This is a genomic window from Flavobacterium sp. LC2016-12 (genome assembly GCF_015351595.1).
GTDB lineage: Bacteria > Bacteroidota > Bacteroidia > Flavobacteriales > Flavobacteriaceae > Flavobacterium.
Genome location: NZ_JADKPT010000007.1, coordinates 102799 through 122053 on the forward strand (window position 1 = coordinate 102799; position 19255 = coordinate 122053).

The following is a 19255-nucleotide window of genomic DNA, read 5'->3' on the forward strand; positions in this document are numbered from 1 at the left end:
TATTTAACAAAAATACCAACGAATACAATACCTTACCGCGGATTTTTCCTAATATAATTTAAAACATATTGCCATTTTATCATTTAGCAATGGTTTAAATAAAATTATTATCATTTAAGAATCGTTTTTCTAATATTACAACAAAAATGTAAGCCAAATTACAATTTCACTACATTATGTTTAACGAAATCTTTATTTTTGTAGAAAAAATATCAAGAATGAAAGTTAAAGAACAAGGGCTTTATTTGCCTGAATTTGAACACGACAATTGTGGTGCAGGATTTATTTGTAATTTGAATGGTATTAAATCTAACGATATTATTCACAAAGCATTGGACATCTTAATAAAATTGGAACATCGTGGTGCAGTTAGTTCTGATGGAAGAACTGGAGACGGAGCTGGAATTTTATTCGACATCCCACATAACTTTTTCAAAAAGGTATGTGACTTTGAAATCCCTGAAACACGTGAGTATGCAGTAGGAATGGTTTTTTTACCAAAAAGCAAAAACCAGGTTTCTTTTTGTATTAACACTTTTGAAGCAACTATTAAAGATCAGAACTTAAAGATCTTAGGTTGGAGAGATGTACCTGTTGAAGTAGAAAATTTAGGGCAGATTGCCGCAGAAAAAGAACCAACAGTTAAACAGGTTTTTGTTAGCAAAAACGGTCATGATTTAACTGAAAATGAATTTAATGCAAAACTTTTTGCAGCTAGAAAAATTGCTGAACACGCTATTAGAGGATCTAAAACCTCTGAAAGTCATATGTTCTATTTCTCTAGTTTATCGACAACTACCATAATATATAAAGGTCTATTGATGCCGGAAGACATCAGCCGTTATTATGTTGACTTAAAAGATCCAGATTTAGTGACTCGTTTGGCGTTAGTTCACCAACGTTTCTCTACCAATACTTTCCCTTCTTGGGAATTAGCTCAACCATTTAGATACATGTGTCATAATGGTGAGATCAACACACTTCGTGGAAACGTAAGCCGTATGCGTGCTCGTGAAGAGCTTATGCAAAGCAAAGTTTTTGGCGATGATATCAAAAAATTATTCCCAATTATCTTAGAAGGAAAATCAGATTCTGCTTCTATGGATATGGTGGTTGAACTTTTATTAATGACAGGCCGTTCATTGCCTGAAGCGATGATGATGGTTGTTCCTGAAGCTTGGGAAAAACACCAGACAATGTCTCCTGAAAAGAGAGCTTTCTACGAGTTTAATGCTTGTATCATGGAGCCTTGGGATGGTCCTGCTTCTATTCCGTTTACAGATGGTAACGTAATTGGTGCATTACTAGACAGAAACGGTTTACGTCCTTCTCGTTATACCTTAACAAAAAGCGGTTTCGTAATCATGTCATCAGAAATTGGTGTATTGGATATCGATCCGGAAGATGTAATTCAGCACGGTCGTTTAGAGCCAGGAAAAATGTTCCTGGTTGATATGAACGAAGGTCGTATTATCGAAGACGAAGAAGTTAAAAAAGCGATAGTTACAAAACGTCCTTATCAGGAATGGTTAGACGCAAACTTATTGCCTTTATCTAAAGTTCCTTACACAAATAATCCAACTCCGGTTGAGAAATTAGATTTCGTAACAAGACAAAAATTATTTGGTTATACTATTGAAGATTTAAAAACAATCATCAACCCAATGGGAGGTCAGGGAGCTGAAGCAATCAGTTCTATGGGTAACGATACGCCTTTGGCCGTATTGTCAGATCAGCCTCAATTGTTGTATAACTATTTCAAACAATTATTTGCTCAGGTTACCAACCCTCCTTTGGATGGTATTCGTGAGGAAATCATTACTGATATCAGTTTAGCAGTTGGTGGAGATTTCAATATTTTTGAAATTGAATCTAAACAATGTAAAAAACTAAAAATTCAAAATCCGGTTATCTCTAACGAGGATTTGGATAAAATCAGAAATATTGATCACGCAGATTTCAAATCGGCTACTATTTCTACTTTATATAAAATAGAAAAAGGAGTTAACGGTTTAGAGCGCGCTCTTGAAAAATGTGTTCAGGCAACTTTTAAAGCTGTTTCTGAAGGATGCAACATTATTATCTTATCAGATAGAGGTGTAAGCGAAGAATTAGCGCCAATTCCTATGTTATTGGCTTGTTCTTACATTCACCACTCTTTGAACATTTTACAGGTTCGTTCTAAATTCGGAATCATAATCGAGTCTGCGGAGCCTCGTGAACCGCATCATTTTGCTTTATTATTCGGATACGGTGCAAGTGCGATCAATCCATACATGGTAAATGAAATCATTCATGATCAGGTTGCACAAGGATTTATTACAGGTGTAAAAGCAGATTACGCTGTTGTAAACTACAATAAAGCGATTGCAAAAGGAATCGTTAAAATCATGAATAAAATTGGTATCTCTACTTTACACTCATACAGAGCTGCTCAAATTTTCGAGATTTTAGGTTTAAACAAAACATTTACTTCTAAATATTTCCCTTACACACCTTCAAGAATTGAAGGAATTGGTTTAATGGAAGTTGAAAAAGAGGTTAAAAAACGTTTCCAAAAAGCCTTTCCAAATTCAAAAGTAGCCAACTTGCTTTCTTTAGAAATTGGAGGTATTTACAGATGGAGACGTGGTGGAGAAAAACACATGTTCAATCCAACTACAATTTCTAAATTACAACAGGCGGTTCGTTTAAACAGTCCTGAAAGTTATAAAGAATACTCTAATATGGTTAACGAGCAAAGCTCAAACCTAATGACGATTAGAGGTATGTTTGAATTCAATAATTTAGATCCAATTTCTATTGATGAAGTAGAGCCTTGGACAGAAATTGTGAAGAAATTCAAAACAGGTGCAATGTCTTACGGATCTATCAGTAGAGAAGCACACGAGAATTTAGCGATTGCAATGAACAGAATTGGCGGAAAAAGTAATTCCGGAGAAGGTGGAGAAGATCCAAAACGTTTCCAGAAAGAAATTAACGGAGATTCAAGAAACAGTGCTATCAAACAAGTTGCTTCGGGACGGTTTGGTGTTTCGATCAACTATTTAACAAACGCTAAAGAGATTCAGATTAAAATGGCTCAAGGAGCAAAACCTGGTGAAGGTGGTCAGCTTCCTGGAGAAAAAGTAGTGCCTTGGATTGCTGAAACAAGAAACTCTACACCTTATGTAGGTTTGATTTCGCCTCCTCCTCACCACGATATTTACTCTATTGAGGATTTATCTCAATTGATTTTCGACTTAAAAAATGCGAATCGTGAAGCGCGTGTAAACGTAAAATTAGTTTCTGAAGTTGGAGTTGGAACAATTGCTGCCGGTGTTGCCAAAGCAAAAGCTGACGTTATCCTGATTTCAGGTTATGACGGAGGAACTGGTGCTGCACCATTAACATCCTTACAACACACTGGAATTCCGTGGGAACTTGGTTTAGCTGAAGCACAACAAACTTTGATCTTAAATGATTTAAGAAGCCGTGTAGTTTTAGAGTGCGACGGACAATTGAAAACAGGTCGTGACGTAGCTATCGCTGCATTGTTAGGAGCTGAAGAATTTGGTTTCGCTACTGCTCCGCTTGTGGCTTCAGGATGTATTATGATGAGAGCTTGTCACTTGAATACTTGTCCGGTTGGTATTGCAACTCAGGATCCTGAATTGAGAAAAAATTTCAAAGGAACTCCAGAGCACGTTATCAACTTCATGTATTTCATTGCTGAAGAGTTAAGAGAAATCATGGCGCAGTTAGGTTTCAGAACTTTAAAAGAAATGGTAGGTCAGTCACAAAAATTAAATGTGAACAAAGCCATCAAACATTATAAAGCAAATGGTTTAGACTTGTCATCAATTCTATACAAACCGGAAAAAGCGAAAACAGAGCCAAATCATAATACAACTACACAGGATCACCAACTTGAAAATGTATTGGATTTTGATATCATCAAAGAAGCAATTCCGTCTATTTATAGAAAAGAAAAAACAAGAGTAACCTTTAAAATTAAAAATACAGACCGTTCTGTAGGTGCTATTTTGAGTAATGAAATCTCAAAAATCTATGGCGCACAAGGTTTACCTGAAGACACTATTTTAGTTGATTTTGAAGGTTCTGCCGGACAAAGTTTTGGTGCTTTTGCAACAAACGGATTGTCATTTAAAATTCACGGAAACTGTAATGATTATTTAGGAAAAGGTCTTTCTGGAGGAAAACTAATTGTAAAAGTCCCTCCTACTGCAACCTTCAAACCTGAAGACAATATCATTATTGGAAACGTTGCCCTTTACGGAGCTATTACCGGAGAGGCTTATATTAATGGAATGGCCGGAGAGCGTTTTTGTGTGAGAAATTCTGGAGCAACTGCAGTTGTTGAAGGAATTGGAGATCACGGATGCGAGTATATGACTGGTGGTACCGTGGTTGTTTTAGGAAAAACAGGAAGAAACTTCGCAGCTGGTATGAGCGGTGGTGTTGCTTATGTTTATGATCCAGCTAAAAAATTCGATTCAACTGTATGTAACATGGAAATGGTTGCATTTGACCCAATCGAAGAAGAGGATGTTACAAAACTAAGACGATTGATCAAAAACCATTCATTGTACACCAGCAGTCCATTAGCAAAAAGGATTTTAGCAGACTGGGAAAATGAACAGAAACATTTCGTAAAAGTGATGCCAACTGATTACAAAAAAGCATTACAACGAATTGCAGAAGAGAAAAAAATAGAAGAATTAATAGCTGGATAAATGATTTTAGAATTCAGATTTTAGATTTTAGATTGCTGAATTTAACCTCAAAGCTTTGCGAACTTAAAACTCGCAAAGCAAAAATAAAGCCTCGCGCTCTTTGCGGTTAAAAAATTGAAATTTGGAATTTTTAAAATTGGAATTTAAACACATCATTTAATTTTAATTAAAAATGTCATGGGTAAAATAGGCGGATTTAAAGAATATAACAGAGCCGACGAAAGTAATGTAGCAGTTGCAGAACGTGTTTCGAACTACAACGAATTTACTATTCCGTTATCTGAAGAAAAGAAAAAAGAACAAGGTTCAAGATGTATGGATTGTGGTATTCCTTTTTGCCACAGTGCTTGTCCGTTAGGAAATTTAATTCCTGACTTCAACGACATGGTGCATCAGGAAGAATGGCAAGGTGCTTTAGAGATTTTACAATCTACTAACAACTTTCCTGAATTTACAGGTCGCTTATGCCCTGCTCCATGTGAGAAATCATGTGTATTAGGAATCATCAAAGAACCGGTTGCTATCGAAAACATCGAGAAAAATATCATCGAAAGAGGTTTTGCTGAAGGATGGATCAAACCACAAGCACCAAAAACAAGAACTGGAAAAACGGTTGCCGTTATTGGTTCTGGTCCTGCAGGTTTAGCAGCAGCTCAACAATTAAACAGAGCGGGTCACACTGTAACTGTTTTTGAAAGAGACAATGCTATTGGAGGTTTATTACGTTACGGAATTCCGAATTTCAAATTAGAAAAAGGAATCATCGACAGACGTGTAGCAATACTTGAAGCAGAAGGAATCACTTTCAAAACCAACGTAAATGTTGGGGTTAACTTTAGCGTTGAAGAACTAAATTCTTTTGATTCTATCGTATTATGCGGTGGAGCAACAGAAAGAAGAAGTTTGCCAACGAAAGGAATCGAAAGCAAAGGCGTTGTTCAGGCAATGGATTTCTTGACACAACAAACTAAAGTTTTATACGGAGAGTCAATTCCAGACCAGGTTATGGCAACTGGAAAAGACGTAATTGTAATTGGTGGTGGAGATACAGGTTCAGATTGTATCGGAACATCAAACAGACACGGTGCAAAATCAGTAACTAACTTTGAGATTTTACCAAAACCTCCAGTTGGAAGAAGTGAAACAACACCATGGCCTTTCTGGCCTTTACAGTTGAAAACGTCATCTTCTCACGAAGAAGGCTGCGACAGAAACTGGTTAATCAATACTAAAGAATTCCTGGCGAACGAAAAAGGAGAATTAGTTGGATTAAAAACAGTTGAAGTACAATGGAAAATGACTCCGGGTCAACGTCCTGAATTAATCGAAAAAGAAGGTTCAGAAAAAATCTGGCCGTGCGATTTAGCTTTATTGGCTTTAGGATTTACAGGTCCTGAGAAAACTTTAAGCGAGCAATTAGGTCTTGAAGTTGACATGAGAAGCAACTATAAAGCAAAAAATTATCAAACGAATGTTCCTCACATTTTCACTGCTGGTGATATGAGAAGAGGACAATCGTTAATTGTATGGGCTATTTCAGAAGGTCGCGAAGCAGCAAGAGAAGTAGATTTGTTCTTAATGGGCTCTACTAACTTGCCAACCAAAGGAAACGGAGATTTACCGAGCTTGTAATTTTTTTAAGGTTCCGAGGTACTAAGATTTCTTTCTACCCTACATCTTAAGAACTTAAAGATTAAAACTAAAAAGTCTTTATTACCATAAACAACATAACTACTAACAAACCCTTGAATTAACATTCAGGGGTTTTGTTTTTTTGCCACAGATTATTTTTTTCGCCACGAAGTACACGAGTTATTCTAATTTCTTTTCTGGCTGTTTTCTATTTCAAAACATAACCCGTGGTTTCAACCACGGGTTATGTTTTATGCATTTTACGGAAATTGAAAATAAAATTCGCAAAAATTCGTGTACTTAGTGGCAAAAAAATCTGCTCTAATCCTTTAATCTGTGGCAAAAACTTAGTACCTTAGAATCTTAGCTCCTCAGAACCTTAAAAGAATTTATAAAAATTCGAAATAAAGCACTTTTTGTTCAAAAACAAACAATTTGTTACAATTTGTTATTTTTCTGCAAAAAATTTGTCGTTACTCAAAAGTGTAATAACTTTGCCCAAAATAGTTTATAAAAATGCAAGCAAAAGATTTACTGCAGTTAGCAGACCAATTTGGAAGTCCATTATATGTTTATGATGCCGAAAAAATCCAATCACAGTACAATAGGTTAACTAAAGCTTTCTCTAAGGTAGAAAACTTAAGAGTTAATTACGCCATGAAGGCATTGTCTAACGTTGCGATTCTTCAGTTATTAAAGAACATGGGGTCTGGCTTAGATACTGTATCAATTCAGGAAGTTTTATTAGGACTTCATGCTGGCTATGATCCTGACAAAATTTTCTTTACGCCAAATGGAGTTTCTTTAGAAGAAATCGAAGAAGTTGCCGCAATGGGTGTTCAAATCAATATTGATAACTTATCTATCCTGGAGCAATTCGGGACAAAATATCCTCAAATTCCGGTATGTATCCGTATCAATCCGCACGTAATGGCGGGTGGAAATGCTAATATTTCTGTGGGACATATCGATAGTAAATTCGGAATCTCGGTACATCAGATACCGCACATTTTGCGAATTGTTGAGAATACAAAAATGAGTATTGTTGGAATTCACATGCACACAGGATCTGATATTTTAGATATCGAAGTATTCTTGTACGCAGCTGAAATCTTGTTTGATACCGCTAAACACTTTAAAGATCTAGAATTTCTAGATTTCGGAAGCGGATTTAAAGTACCTTACAAAAAAGACGATATCGAAACAGATATTGAAGAATTAGGTAAAAAATTATCAAAAAGATTCAATGCTTTCTGTGCAGAATATGGCAGAGATTTAACGTTGATTTTCGAACCAGGAAAATTTTTGGTGAGCGAAGCCGGTCATTTCTTGGTAAAAGTAAACGTAGTAAAACAAACAACTTCAACCGTTTTTGCTGGAGTTGATAGTGGTTTCAACCACTTAATTCGTCCAATGTTGTACGGATCTTCACACCATATTGAAAACATATCAAATCCAAAAGGAAAAGAACGTTTTTACTCTGTTGTAGGATACATTTGCGAAACCGATACTTTTGCCAACAACCGCAAAATTTCGGAAATTACAGAAGGTGATATTCTAGCTTTCAGAAACGCCGGAGCTTACTGTTTCTCAATGTCTTCGAACTACAATTCAAGATACAAACCAGCTGAAGTTTTATGGAAAGACGGAAAAGGAATCTTAATTCGTCAACACGAAACTTTTGAAGATTTGCTTAAAAATCAAATTCCGTTGCCACAAGAAATTGCTGCAACAGTTTAAAATAAAAAAAAAGAGAATATCTATTGAATCCCGTTTCTTAATTGAGATGGGATTTTTTTTTTGCGCAATCTTGTCATTTCGACGAAGGAGAAATCCTCGCAAGAAGCTCTACAAAGCATATCAAATTCAGAACAAAAAAAGAAAGAAAAATCTTAAAAAAAATTTAACTTTAGCCAAAAAATAAAAATGCAATTACACGAAGGCTATCACACTTACTACATCTACATAATAGCAAACAAACATAAAACCGTTTTCTACACTGGAGTTACGAATAATTTAAAGATTCGTTTAAGCCAACATAAAGAAAACAACACAACTGGAAACAAAACTTTCGCATCAAAGTATCACGCTACATACTTACTATACTACGAAAAATTTACCTGGGTTCAGGAAGCAATTGCTCGTGAAAAAGAAATAAAAGACTGGCGCAGGGGAAAGAAGATCGAATTGATAAAGACTATCAACCCGAATCTGGATTTTTTAAATGATTTATTTTCGTGATTTTACCGTACAAAATTTCTACTCTTTGTAGAGTTTCTTGCGAGGATTTCTCCTTCGTCGAAATGACAAGATTGTGGATAATTGATACTCAAAACTGCACTTTAGAATAATAAGATCTGCCTACACTTCTGAAAAAATAAACTTCTAATCTAGCCCCGATGGGAGCGATATCCTTTTTTTGGCTTCTTTAGCCAGAAAAAGATTTAGCGGACAGCGGGACGGATCGTTCTTTTGAAAATGAAAACTTCTGCTACTAAAAATTCACCACAACATTTAAAATAAAAACTTATTTTAGCTTGGCAAAACCTCAACCTGACACTAAAAACTACCACAGGTTGCCAATAACAACTTTAAGTAGCGTAATAACAACTAATGGTAGCTAACTTTATTTGCGAACAAGCTATGGGGCACTATAGCTTTGCAGTATCAAATAAAAAATATAATTATGATGCTAAATTCAAAATCAGTAGGCAATAAAATTGCTACAGCCAGAAAGAAAGTTAACCTTTCACAAGCAGACCTTGCGCAACAAGTATCAATTAGTCCTCAAGCAGTTGGGAAATGGGAAAGAGGCGAGTCAATGCCAGATATTTCTACATTAAACCGACTTGCAGAAATTCTGGGTGTAGACCTAAATTATTTTTCGGAAACATTCAAATCTAATGTTTCTGAAAACCAATTTGAAACAACCCAGAAACAAGCTGAAGAAATTTCAACAATAAAAGTTAAGATTAATTCAGGTTTAAGCTGGAATATGTCATCAGGAAACTGGGTTGACGCTGACTTTTCGGGGCTCAATAACCTTAAAGATAAATTTAGTACTTCAAATATGAAGAACTGTAAATTTATTGGTTCCGACTTGTCGAACTTAATACTTAAATCCAACAATATTGTAGGTTGCGATTTTTCTAATTCAGATTTGAGAAATAGTAAAATTCAGACTTCTAACGTACAAAACAATCAGTTTGTTGCATGTTTACTCATAGATACGGAATTTTCGTCGAGTGAAATTAAAAACTGTAATTTTTCAAAGGCGAATTTTTCAGGAATTGAATTAAAGACATCCGATTTTAAAAGTTGTATCCTGGAGAATGCGGTTTGGAACCTGTCGTCGTTTAAATTATCCAGTATTTCTAATGTGGTTTTTAATGGTACAATAGAAGAATGCTCTTTTGATAACTGCTCTTTTTCAAAAGTGACTTTTAAGAATGCAACCCTTATCAATACTTTTTTTAAAGGTAAGTTAAAAGGCATTCAATTTATTGACTGTACTGCTGACCGAATAACTTATGAATTCCTTAAAAACGGAAAAGCGAACCTGACAGGACTAACTTTATTAACATAGAGCCATCAAAATATAGAAGAAATAAAAAACTATTTTAACTTAGCCAATCAAAAACCAAAAACCAATGAAAATTACGATTCCCCTGTCGGTATTATTTCTTTTACTTACTACTACTCTATTCAGCCAGACTATTGCTGATTTAAAACTAAAACCCAAAGAAATTCCAAAAAGCTATTTCTTAAGCGACGGTCAGATTTGTGTGACGAATCAGGCTTGCAATTTTTATACTGATATTACTACTTACAGCAATATTATTGGTGTTGTAAAAAGCAAAGAAATTCAAAGTTTTAAGAGTAAAGCTGATAGCGGTTCTATCATGTACATTGAATTTGAAAACAGATTTAAAGGTGATAAGTTTCTGCAAGGATTGTTATGGGGAAAAGACGGTCAGCCAACAGACGAGCATCCGGAAGAATATCTTGCAAAAGGGAAATTCCTGATCATTTGGAGTTTTCATCCGGATAGCACAATTAAAGAAAAATCTGAGGCTAAAATTGATGCGATTTTGCAGTAAGTAATAAAATCAATTTGGAATTAACTTTTGGCTTGTGCTTTCAGAAAAACAAAAAAAATATGAAAAAATTATTATATCTAGTCTTACTATTTGCGACAAGTTTTTCTTACTCACAAAATGAAGTCAGAGAAAGAGAACCATTTACCTTTAAACTTTTAGTTGATAACGAGCAATTTTATCAAATGAATGTTGATAAATCTAAATATTTTGTAAAAGGAAATATTTTACAAATTTATCCGACCGAAAAAATTAATGTTCAGGTTGAAATTAAAAATGATACGATCTTCGCAATGAAAGTTGTAGAAAAAATCGTAGATCCCAAAAAAACGATACAAATTGAGTTTGTACAGAATGTCAAGGATAATAAATCTGAGGGAATGATGTTGAAAGTAACAAATCCGTTTGACAGGAAATTGAATTACAATGCAATGATGTATATTGTTGGACATGACAAATGGCTTTCAACAAATATAATTCCAATACTTCCAAATTTAGTAAACTATGAAACCTGGAATGATGTAATTATATCATTGGTTTTAGAAAAATGGAGATTTGAAAAGTAAAGTCAATGGTTAAAAACTATAGACAATTAGTACAATTTTAAAAAAAGCAAAAATTGGAAATCCTTTCCTTTCTCAGCGATTCTTTTTGGGATCTTTTTCTTGTCATTATGGGTTTTCTAGCTATGGTTCTGGGAATTGACACTTATAAAAAAGAAAAAAAACTTCATGAAATAGGTATTAAAACTATTGCAAAAGTTGTCGGTTTTAGTGATGAAGAAACTTCAGATGGTGTAAAAGTTACCGTGCCTGTTTTCGAATTTAATGACAGTTTCAACAATAAAATTCGGGTAAAAGGTGTCAGTAATTCTATTTGTAAAATTAATGAGACTACTGTTGTTTACTATGATCCTAAAAATCCTGAAACTGAATTCTACTTTTCGAAAAAAGATTTTTTAGTAAAATATCTTTTCTTTTTTGTGGGTTTATTTTTTCTGATTTTAGGTTTTGTATATTTATATAATCATTTCATCGCATTCAATTCCAAATAAAAGAACTTAAAAAAATTCCATATGAAACCACAAATCCGAATCTTAATCTACTCTATACTTTTCTTTTTATACCTTTCTTCAACGCCTCTTTTATTAACGTTGGGCGAAAAATTAAAGACGGATCCCTTTATCACTTTAGGCTGTGGTTTTGCTTTATTAAATCTTATTTATGCTTTCTTTGCTTTAAAATGGACTGTTTTACTTAATATAATCTGTTCTCTTGCTATTGCAGTTTTAGCCTTATTCTTAGCTTTGAAATTTACCAATTTACATCTGTTTTTAAATTACGATCCTTATCAGGTAAAAACCGCGATATTGGCTAATGCCGTTCTCTCGATTATATTTTGGGAAATTGTTTATCAGATAAAAATTAGAATACACACTGTACTTTAGACGCACTTCTGTGCATCTCTACAACATTTTTGTAAAACATTGTCCTCTATCACAATCCGTATAGAAGCACAGCAGTGCGTCTACGCTCCTGTTTAATTTAAAATTCGTAAATTTATTGTACGACTATTATTTAATAGTGGAAATTAAGTTTTAATTTTTTAAAATGAATCTTATGAAAACTAAAAAAATATGGGCTAATTTGGCAGTAGAAGACTTAGCACGAACTACCAAATTTTATAGCGAATTGGGCTTTAAACCAAATGGTACAAACGAAGAATTGACGAGTTTTTGTTTTGGAGATGATGATTTTATAATTCACTTTTTTATAAAAGAACGATTTAAATGGGCGGTAAATGATGAAGCTGCCGATTTACAAAAGGGTAACGAAATTATATTTTCGCTTTCTGCTGAAAGTGTAGATGAAGTGCATCAGCGGTTATTGGCGGTTAAAAATGCCGGTGGAAGAATTTTTGCTGAACCTCAAAGTTTTGAAAAAGGGTATTTCTTTGGATTTTCGGATCCTGACGGGCATAAATTTAATGTTTTATACTGGCCAAAATAATATAAAATCATACCAAGGTGTTTTGATAAAATCACTTTTTTCTTCGCAAAGTGATGCCAATTTTTCTTGTGAAATACTAAATTTCTACTCTAGCCCCGATGGGAGGGAAAATCTTTTTGTGGTGGGGTTCACCACAAAAAATTGGAAGGAACAGCGGGACGGGTCGTTCTTATGTAAAGGAAAATTTCTGCTTCTAAAAATTAAAATCGGAAATATAATATCCGAAGTTTTTCATTCAAAAAAAGGTGTAATACAATTTCAAAACCAATATATTTACGCCTTCAAATCAACAGGTCTTTAGAATGAAAAAAATTACCGTTTTCTTTTCAATATTATTTTTAACGCTTTCTTCTTGTGGTGTAAAAACCACACAATCCTTAATTAGCGATGGAAATTATGATGCTGCAATTGATAAAGCTGTAGAGGCTTTAAAAACTAAAAAAGATTCGAAAGGAAAACAGGATTATGTGTATTTGCTGGAAGAGGCTTTTGCAAAAGCGAAAGATAGGGATTTGCGTGATCTGGATCTGATGACGAAAGAGGCTAATCCGGCGAATGCGGAACGTGTTTATAACACGTATTTGCAATTGAATAATCGTCAGGAAAAAATCAGGCCTTTATTGCCTTTGCCACTACTTAAGCAAGGGAAAAATGCTTCTTTTGCATTTGATAATTACTCAGATCAGATTGTGAAGAGCAAAATTGCCTTGTCAAAATATTTATATGGAAATGCTTCAGCACTTTTAAAATCGACTAACAAACTGGATTTCAGAAAAGCATACGATGACCTATTTTATTTGGAAAGTATTAATCCGGGATATCAGAATACCAAAAAACTGATGGATGATGCACAATTTAAAGGAACTGATTTTGTAGATGTTTATGCTAAAAATCAAACCAATATGGTGATTCCGAAACAGCTTCAGGATGATTTATTGGATATTAAGACTTACGGATTAAATGATAAATGGACGGTTTACCATAGTGTCAGACAAAAAAATGTAAAGTACGATTATAGTCTGATTGTGAATTTTGTACAGATAAACATCTCGCCAGAGCAAATTAAAGAAAAAGAATTCATCAAAGAAAGACAAGTTAAAGATGGCGTAAAAACGCTTTTGGACAGCAGAGGCAAACCTGTGAAAGATAGTTTGGGCAAGGAAATAAAAGTGGATAATTATAGAACGCTTCGTGCGAATATATACGAGTTTCGACAATTTAAATCGTGCCAGGTAACTGCAAAAGTGGACTATGTAGACAGCAAGACAAATGCTTTAGTACAAACGTTCCCAATAACTAGTGAATTTATTTTTGAGAATATTTATTCTACTTACAAAGGCGATAAAAGTGCTTGTGAAGATAGTTATATGACTTATTTTAATAAACGTGCTGTGCCTTTTCCGAATAACGAACAAATGGTTTATGATACTGGTGAGGACTTAAAGGCCAGACTTAAGGATATTATTGTCAAGAACAGGTTTAGAGGTTAATTTAGATTTCTAAAAAAATCGACATCTTAAGACGTACAATAGTGCGTCTTTTTTTTTTGCGCAAAATTTAAAAATACTTTTTCTAAATTTTCCAAAAAACAGTATTTTAGTAATATCAAAATATTAAAAATCAAATAATTACAAAACAAAATTGGAACTGACTTATGAAAAATACTCTTGAAATAGCAAATCGTTTTAGAGAAATTATTCTGAATGGAACTTGGGTTGCGAATACTAATTACAAGGATCAGTTAGCCAATTTAGATTGGAAAATTGCCATTACTCCAATAAAAAATCTGAATACTATTGCACTTTTAGCACAACACATTCACTATTATATAAACGGTATAAATATTGTTTTTAAAGGTGGAAATCTAGATATTAAAGACAAATATAGTTTTGATTTCTCGCCTATTGAATCGCAGGAAGAATGGGAAACTTTTTTGCACAAATTCTGGCATGATAGCGAAGAGTTTGCTGTTTTGACCGAACAGATGCCCGATGAAAAATTGGAAGCCGCTTTTGCAGATGAAAAATACGGAACCTACAAAAGAAACATTGAAGCCATGATTGAACATAGTTATTATCATTTGGGGCAAATTGTTTTGATAAAAAAAATCGTAACAGATCAATAAACTTCTTCTCTACTTCAACAATATTTTAAAAAAAATTCATAAAAACATTTTGCGCAACCAAAAAGTTGCCTATATTTGCAACTGATTAGTTGCGCATTTACATAAATCAAAATGAAACGAGATATTTTTCAGGCCATTGCCGACCCGACCCGCAGGGCTATTTTAGTATTAGTAGCTACAAATGCTTTAACACCCAATGCTATTGCGGAGCAATTTAACACGACCAGGCAAGCCGTTTCTAAACATATAAAAATTCTCAACGAATGTGAATTACTAGACGAAAAAAAAGTGGGTAGAGAAATCTACTACCAGTTAAAAATTGACAAAATGAAAGAAATTGACAAATGGTTAGCTCAGTTTAAGGAAATCTGGGAAACACGTTTCAGTCAATTGGATCAAGTATTAATGAATCTAAAATCTAAAGAAAATGAAATCTAATCTATTGATGAATTTTACCGTAGACAAAGAAAATAGCACGGTAAATGTAAAACGCGAATTTAATGCCTCACTTGACAATGTTTGGTCAGCCTGGACAGAGCCTGAAATACTGGACCAATGGTGGGCCCCGGCTCCGTGGAAAGCCAAAACAAAAAGCATGGCTTTTAAAGAAGGGGGACGAAGACTCTATGCTATGGTTGGACCTCAGGGTGAAGAACATTGGGCTATTGCTGATTTTACTTCGATTACACCAAAATCTAACTTTAAATATCTGGACGCTTTTAGCGATAGCGAAGGTAATTTGAACAAAGATTTTCCACGTTCTGACTGGAATCTGAATTTCTCTGAGCAGGGTGATTCAACTATTGTAGATATTGCGATTAAACATGAAAACCTTTCTGATTTGGAAAAAATAATCGAAATGGGTTTCAAAGAAGGTTTCACAATCGCTATGGAAGGTTTGGATGCTATTTTTGCTTCAAAATAAAAAGCTAAAAGAATTTTAACCCAAAAAGAAAGCGCAAAGTGAGCAACTTTGCGCTTTCTTAATTAAAACAGATAATAAAATAAAATTTTACGGTTTCACGTAATGCAGTCATTTTATCATCAACTATATTTGGTTCCTAAAATAAAAACACTAACAAAACCCAAATTAATCTCGATGAGAAAACAAATTTTATTTATTGCCTTAACCCTAATCTTAGGTTTTAACAGTTATTCTCAAATAACTTTTGAAAATGGCTATATTATCACTGAAAGCAATATCAAAACTGATTGCTTAATTGAAAATATGGATTGGAAAAACACTCCTGCTAACTTTAGATACAAATTGACTGATAGCCAATCAATAGTCGATGCAGATGTCAAAACTATAAAAGAATTTGGTTTAACTGGACAAAACAAATTCATTAGAGCAATTGTAAAAATAGACCGTTCAACAAAAAATTTACAGAATATGACTAAGGGTAAAGACCCTGTTTTTTCTCAGGAAAAAATATTCTTGCAGGTTCTTTTAGAGGGAAAAGCTTCTTTATATTTATTTGATGATGGAACTGTAAGACGTTTTTTTTACAAAATTGATAATTCGGAAATAAAACAACTGGTTTATAAAACCTACCTCGCTGATGATGACAATATTGCTAAAAACAATTATTTTAGAGAGCAGCTTTTTATTGATTTAAAATGTGACGATATTTTACAAAATGAATACGAAACACTAAGTTATACCAAAAATAGCTTAACGCGATTCTTTGTAAAATATAACAAATGCAATAACTCTGAGGTCGTTGATTTTGAAGTAAAAGAAAAGAAAGATTTATTCAATTTAACTATTAGACCAAGATATAATAACAGTTCTTTATCTTTAGACAATTCACTTTTTGAAGGACTTAGTTTTGATTATGGAGCGAAGTCTGCTTTTAGCTTAGGGATTGAGGCCGAATTTATTTTACCATTTAACAAAAACAGATGGTCAATTATAGTAGAACCAACTTATAATTATTACAAAGGCGAACAAACTATACAAAGTTCAGATGTTGTAGGCGGCACCTTAACAGGTAAAGTAGATTATACATCAATCGAATTACCAATTGGTGTCAGACGCTACTTTTTTGTAAATAACGCAGTAAAAATATTTGCAAATGCTTCATTTGTAGTAGATTTTAGTACAAACTCATCAGTAAGTGTTGTTAGAAAAGATGGCTCACCATTAAATGAATTAGAAATTAAATCTGGTACCAACTTCGGATTTGGAATAGGTTGTAAATTCATGGATAAATTTAGTGCAGAATTAAGATACCAAACAACCAGAGGGCTTTTAGCCGAAAATCCAAACTGGGGATCGTCTTATCAAACTACTGCATTAATTGTAGGGTATTCATTTTTCTAATTAATTGCCTAAGTGATTCTTTATGTTAAGATTAAAGCAAATTTTATTCCTAATACGATTATTCTTTTTACAAATCCCGTTTTTTTTTAAGCGGGATTTTTTAATCTTCTTAAATTTCAATTAGCAAGAATTTATACTCAATTAGGGCTTTTAATTTCAATTGTACTAACAACAAACCTCCACAGTCATAAATTCCCTCTATGAAATCAAACTTATTTATCATTATCATTGTTTTAGTGTGTATTAGTTGCAAAAATAAACCAGTACAAACAGGAGACAATTATGAAAAAATTCTTGTCGAACGCGAAAATAAAGCTGCTGAAACACCAATAACCGTTGCTGGCGATTTACAAAAAACAATAACATTTGAAGTAAAAGCAAATGCCAAAGATTTTGCTGGTGGAATTCAACCATGGGCAAGTGTTGAAAAGCCAAAAAAAGATTTACCAGGCCTTATTAATAAAACTGAAACTGTAATTTCAGAACATTTTATTACCATAATTATTGATTATCCACTTCTAAACAGATATCAATTTGATTTGAAATCGGAAAACGGATTTAGCAGAGAAATGCTTCTTACTGAAATTAGCAAACATTATTTTAAACTTTATGCTGAAGAAGAAAAAACAGCAACAATAAAAACCATTCCGATGGAAAAAAGAACAATGTATAATAGAAATGAAACAAATGGAAAATATGGTATATGGGGCCATGATATTGCTGATTTAGTTTTAACTGAAATCCAGGTTTACAAAACCAAAAAGGGAAATACTATAATAACATTAGGAATTGATTCCTGAAAAATTCATAAAACATATGATCAAAAAACTACTGCCATTTGAAAAATTAGTTTATCATTCAACATTAAGCAAAGAAGAACTTATAAATCATCTTCAAAATGAAATTGAACCTGAAAAATCTTTTGGTTTTGGTGCCCACAGAACATCATATTCAAAACCTTACATTGGTAAAATTTATGCTGCCAGGTTCGAAATTAAAAAAGCCATTAATTATCGAAATTCATTTTTGCCTATAATAAAAGGAGATATTAAAAATGACATTAATGGCTCAAAAATAAATATAAATATGGGTTTGCCTGATTTTATAAAAGCATTTATGATTCTTTGGCTAGGTGGTGTTTCTGTTGCTTGCATTGGAGGAATATACAGTTTGTTTTTTGCAGACGCAATAAATTCAGAAACGGGCCCTTTTATATTTATTCCTTTTGCAATGCTTTTATTTGGAATTGCAATGGTGTCTTTTGGATTTAAAACTGAAAGTCAAAAAAGTATAAAAGATTTAGAAGAAATTTTGCAGGCGAAAGTGATTGAAGAATGAAAAATAGAAATTTTATAATTGTGTTATTCATAATTCTATTGCTACTGACAGCATTCTTCATTTTAGACAATTTGGTTGAAAAGATGTTTGATTTGCATCCGTCGTAATTAACTAATTTCTTTTAAATTCTTACTTTTATATTTCAAAACTTGTGGGCTCTGCCAGATTTAAAAAAATACCAGAATGACAATCTCAGAAGAAAATAAATTAGACAATCCTATTTGGCATTCATTATCTGAAAATCATCAGGAATTTAGTTTGGACTATGGTAATACTAAATTCTACCATCCAGATTATGGTCCGTTTGGAAGTTTTACAGATTTGGAAAAAACTGCAATGGCAACCCAAGAATATTCAACCTTAATAGATAATTTCTTTATTGTTGGAGAAAAACCTGAAATAGCTGGTACTTTAAAAATTGTAAAAGAACTAGTTTGCCTTCAAATGGTTATTTATAAAAAAATTCAGCTTCCAATCGATGTTGAAATTGTAAAGTTGACTATAGATCATAATGAAATTTTGTGTGATCTGGTTAATTTGGTACAGCCAGGTTACTTTAAAAACAAAACCATTTTGCTCGGAAATTATTATGGAATCTTTAAAGACCATCAGCTGATTGCTATCACCGGAGAACGCATGAAAATGAATGCTTTTACAGAAGTCAGCGCGATAATTACACATCCTGAACATACCGGAAAAGGATATGCCAAACAACTTATTGCGCATGTTGTAAATGCCATTTTTGATCAGGGTAAAATTCCGTTCTTGCATGTCGCAGAACACAATCTTGGCGCTATTGCCTTATATGAAAAGTTGGGGTTTACTACGAGACGTAAAATGAGTTTCTGGAATATCATCAAATAGAATGTATAACTCCATTTTGTAAGCAATGAAATAGAGTTAAAAATATTTTTTATCTTTGCAACCACAACTAATTAGAAAATTCCATGTGAAATAAAATTTCTTTCAGACAATTATAAAGGCAGCTGCAA

Annotated in this window: 18 protein-coding genes; all 18 read left to right on the top strand. The window is 33.4% G+C overall.

The genetic code is table 11. The features are described from left to right. The first annotated feature begins 218 nt into the window (after positions 1-218). The 18 genes from gltB (at position 219) to IRZ99_RS13180 (ending at position 19127) form a co-directional block, all read left to right on the top strand. On the top strand, positions 219-4736 hold the full coding sequence (gltB, locus tag IRZ99_RS13095; protein ID WP_194657690.1) for a glutamate synthase large subunit: 4518 nt from the start codon (positions 219-221) through the stop codon (positions 4734-4736). Positions 4737-4913: 177 nt separating this feature from the next. After that, positions 4914-6368, top strand: a complete 1455-nt coding sequence (locus tag IRZ99_RS13100; protein WP_194657691.1) for a glutamate synthase subunit beta — start codon at positions 4914-4916, stop codon at positions 6366-6368. Between the two features lie 516 nt (positions 6369-6884). Further along, positions 6885-8108 (top strand): diaminopimelate decarboxylase, encoded by a 1224-nt coding sequence (gene lysA, locus IRZ99_RS13105; RefSeq protein WP_194657692.1) that lies wholly within the window; start codon positions 6885-6887, stop codon positions 8106-8108. A 186-nt stretch (positions 8109-8294) separates the two neighbouring features. Then, positions 8295-8609 (top strand): GIY-YIG nuclease family protein, encoded by a 315-nt coding sequence (locus tag IRZ99_RS13110; protein ID WP_194657693.1) that lies wholly within the window; start codon positions 8295-8297, stop codon positions 8607-8609. A gap of 445 nt (positions 8610-9054) precedes the next feature. Next, positions 9055-9954 carry a pentapeptide repeat-containing protein gene (locus IRZ99_RS13115; RefSeq protein WP_228519084.1) on the top strand — a complete coding sequence of 300 codons (900 nt, stop codon included), beginning with the start codon at positions 9055-9057 and terminating at the stop codon, positions 9952-9954. A 64-nt stretch (positions 9955-10018) separates the two neighbouring features. Further along, on the top strand, positions 10019-10468 hold the full coding sequence (locus IRZ99_RS13120) for a hypothetical protein (RefSeq protein WP_194657694.1): 450 nt from the start codon (positions 10019-10021) through the stop codon (positions 10466-10468). A 59-nt stretch (positions 10469-10527) separates the two neighbouring features. After that, entirely contained in the window at positions 10528-11031 is a 504-nt protein-coding gene (locus IRZ99_RS13125) for a hypothetical protein (RefSeq protein WP_194657695.1), read from the top strand. Positions 11032-11084: 53 nt separating this feature from the next. Then, a complete protein-coding gene (locus IRZ99_RS13130) occupies positions 11085-11519 on the top strand; it encodes a DUF3592 domain-containing protein (RefSeq protein WP_194657696.1) in 435 nt (144 codons plus the stop codon). A gap of 21 nt (positions 11520-11540) precedes the next feature. Then, positions 11541-11912, top strand: a complete 372-nt coding sequence (locus IRZ99_RS13135) for a hypothetical protein (RefSeq protein ID WP_194657697.1) — start codon at positions 11541-11543, stop codon at positions 11910-11912. A gap of 172 nt (positions 11913-12084) precedes the next feature. Next, complete coding sequence (locus tag IRZ99_RS13140) at positions 12085-12474, top strand: VOC family protein (protein ID WP_194657698.1); 390 nt, start codon at positions 12085-12087, stop codon at positions 12472-12474. Positions 12475-12776: 302 nt separating this feature from the next. After that, positions 12777-13964 carry a hypothetical protein gene (locus IRZ99_RS13145; RefSeq protein ID WP_194657699.1) on the top strand — a complete coding sequence of 396 codons (1188 nt, stop codon included), beginning with the start codon at positions 12777-12779 and terminating at the stop codon, positions 13962-13964. 164 nt (positions 13965-14128) lie between these two features. Continuing rightward, positions 14129-14599, top strand: a complete 471-nt coding sequence (locus IRZ99_RS13150) for a DUF1572 domain-containing protein (RefSeq protein ID WP_194657700.1) — start codon at positions 14129-14131, stop codon at positions 14597-14599. A gap of 111 nt (positions 14600-14710) precedes the next feature. Next, a complete protein-coding gene (locus tag IRZ99_RS13155) occupies positions 14711-15037 on the top strand; it encodes a helix-turn-helix transcriptional regulator (RefSeq protein WP_194657701.1) in 327 nt (108 codons plus the stop codon). Further along, the gene (locus IRZ99_RS13160) at positions 15027-15524 is read left to right on the top strand and encodes an SRPBCC domain-containing protein (RefSeq protein WP_194657702.1); all 498 of its coding nucleotides are present in this window, start codon (positions 15027-15029) and stop codon (positions 15522-15524) included. The genes IRZ99_RS13155 and IRZ99_RS13160 overlap by 11 nt, the downstream gene beginning before the upstream one ends. 174 nt (positions 15525-15698) lie before the next feature. Beyond that, the gene (locus IRZ99_RS13165) at positions 15699-16925 is read left to right on the top strand and encodes a porin family protein (protein WP_194657703.1); all 1227 of its coding nucleotides are present in this window, start codon (positions 15699-15701) and stop codon (positions 16923-16925) included. A 200-nt stretch (positions 16926-17125) separates the two neighbouring features. After that, positions 17126-17725, top strand: a complete 600-nt coding sequence (locus IRZ99_RS13170) for a hypothetical protein (RefSeq protein ID WP_194657704.1) — start codon at positions 17126-17128, stop codon at positions 17723-17725. A 16-nt stretch (positions 17726-17741) separates the two neighbouring features. After that, the gene (locus IRZ99_RS13175; protein ID WP_194657705.1) at positions 17742-18263 is read left to right on the top strand and encodes a hypothetical protein; all 522 of its coding nucleotides are present in this window, start codon (positions 17742-17744) and stop codon (positions 18261-18263) included. Positions 18264-18446: 183 nt separating this feature from the next. Next, positions 18447-19127, top strand: a complete 681-nt coding sequence (locus IRZ99_RS13180; protein ID WP_194657706.1) for a GNAT family N-acetyltransferase — start codon at positions 18447-18449, stop codon at positions 19125-19127. Positions 19128-19255: the final 128 nt, after the last annotated feature.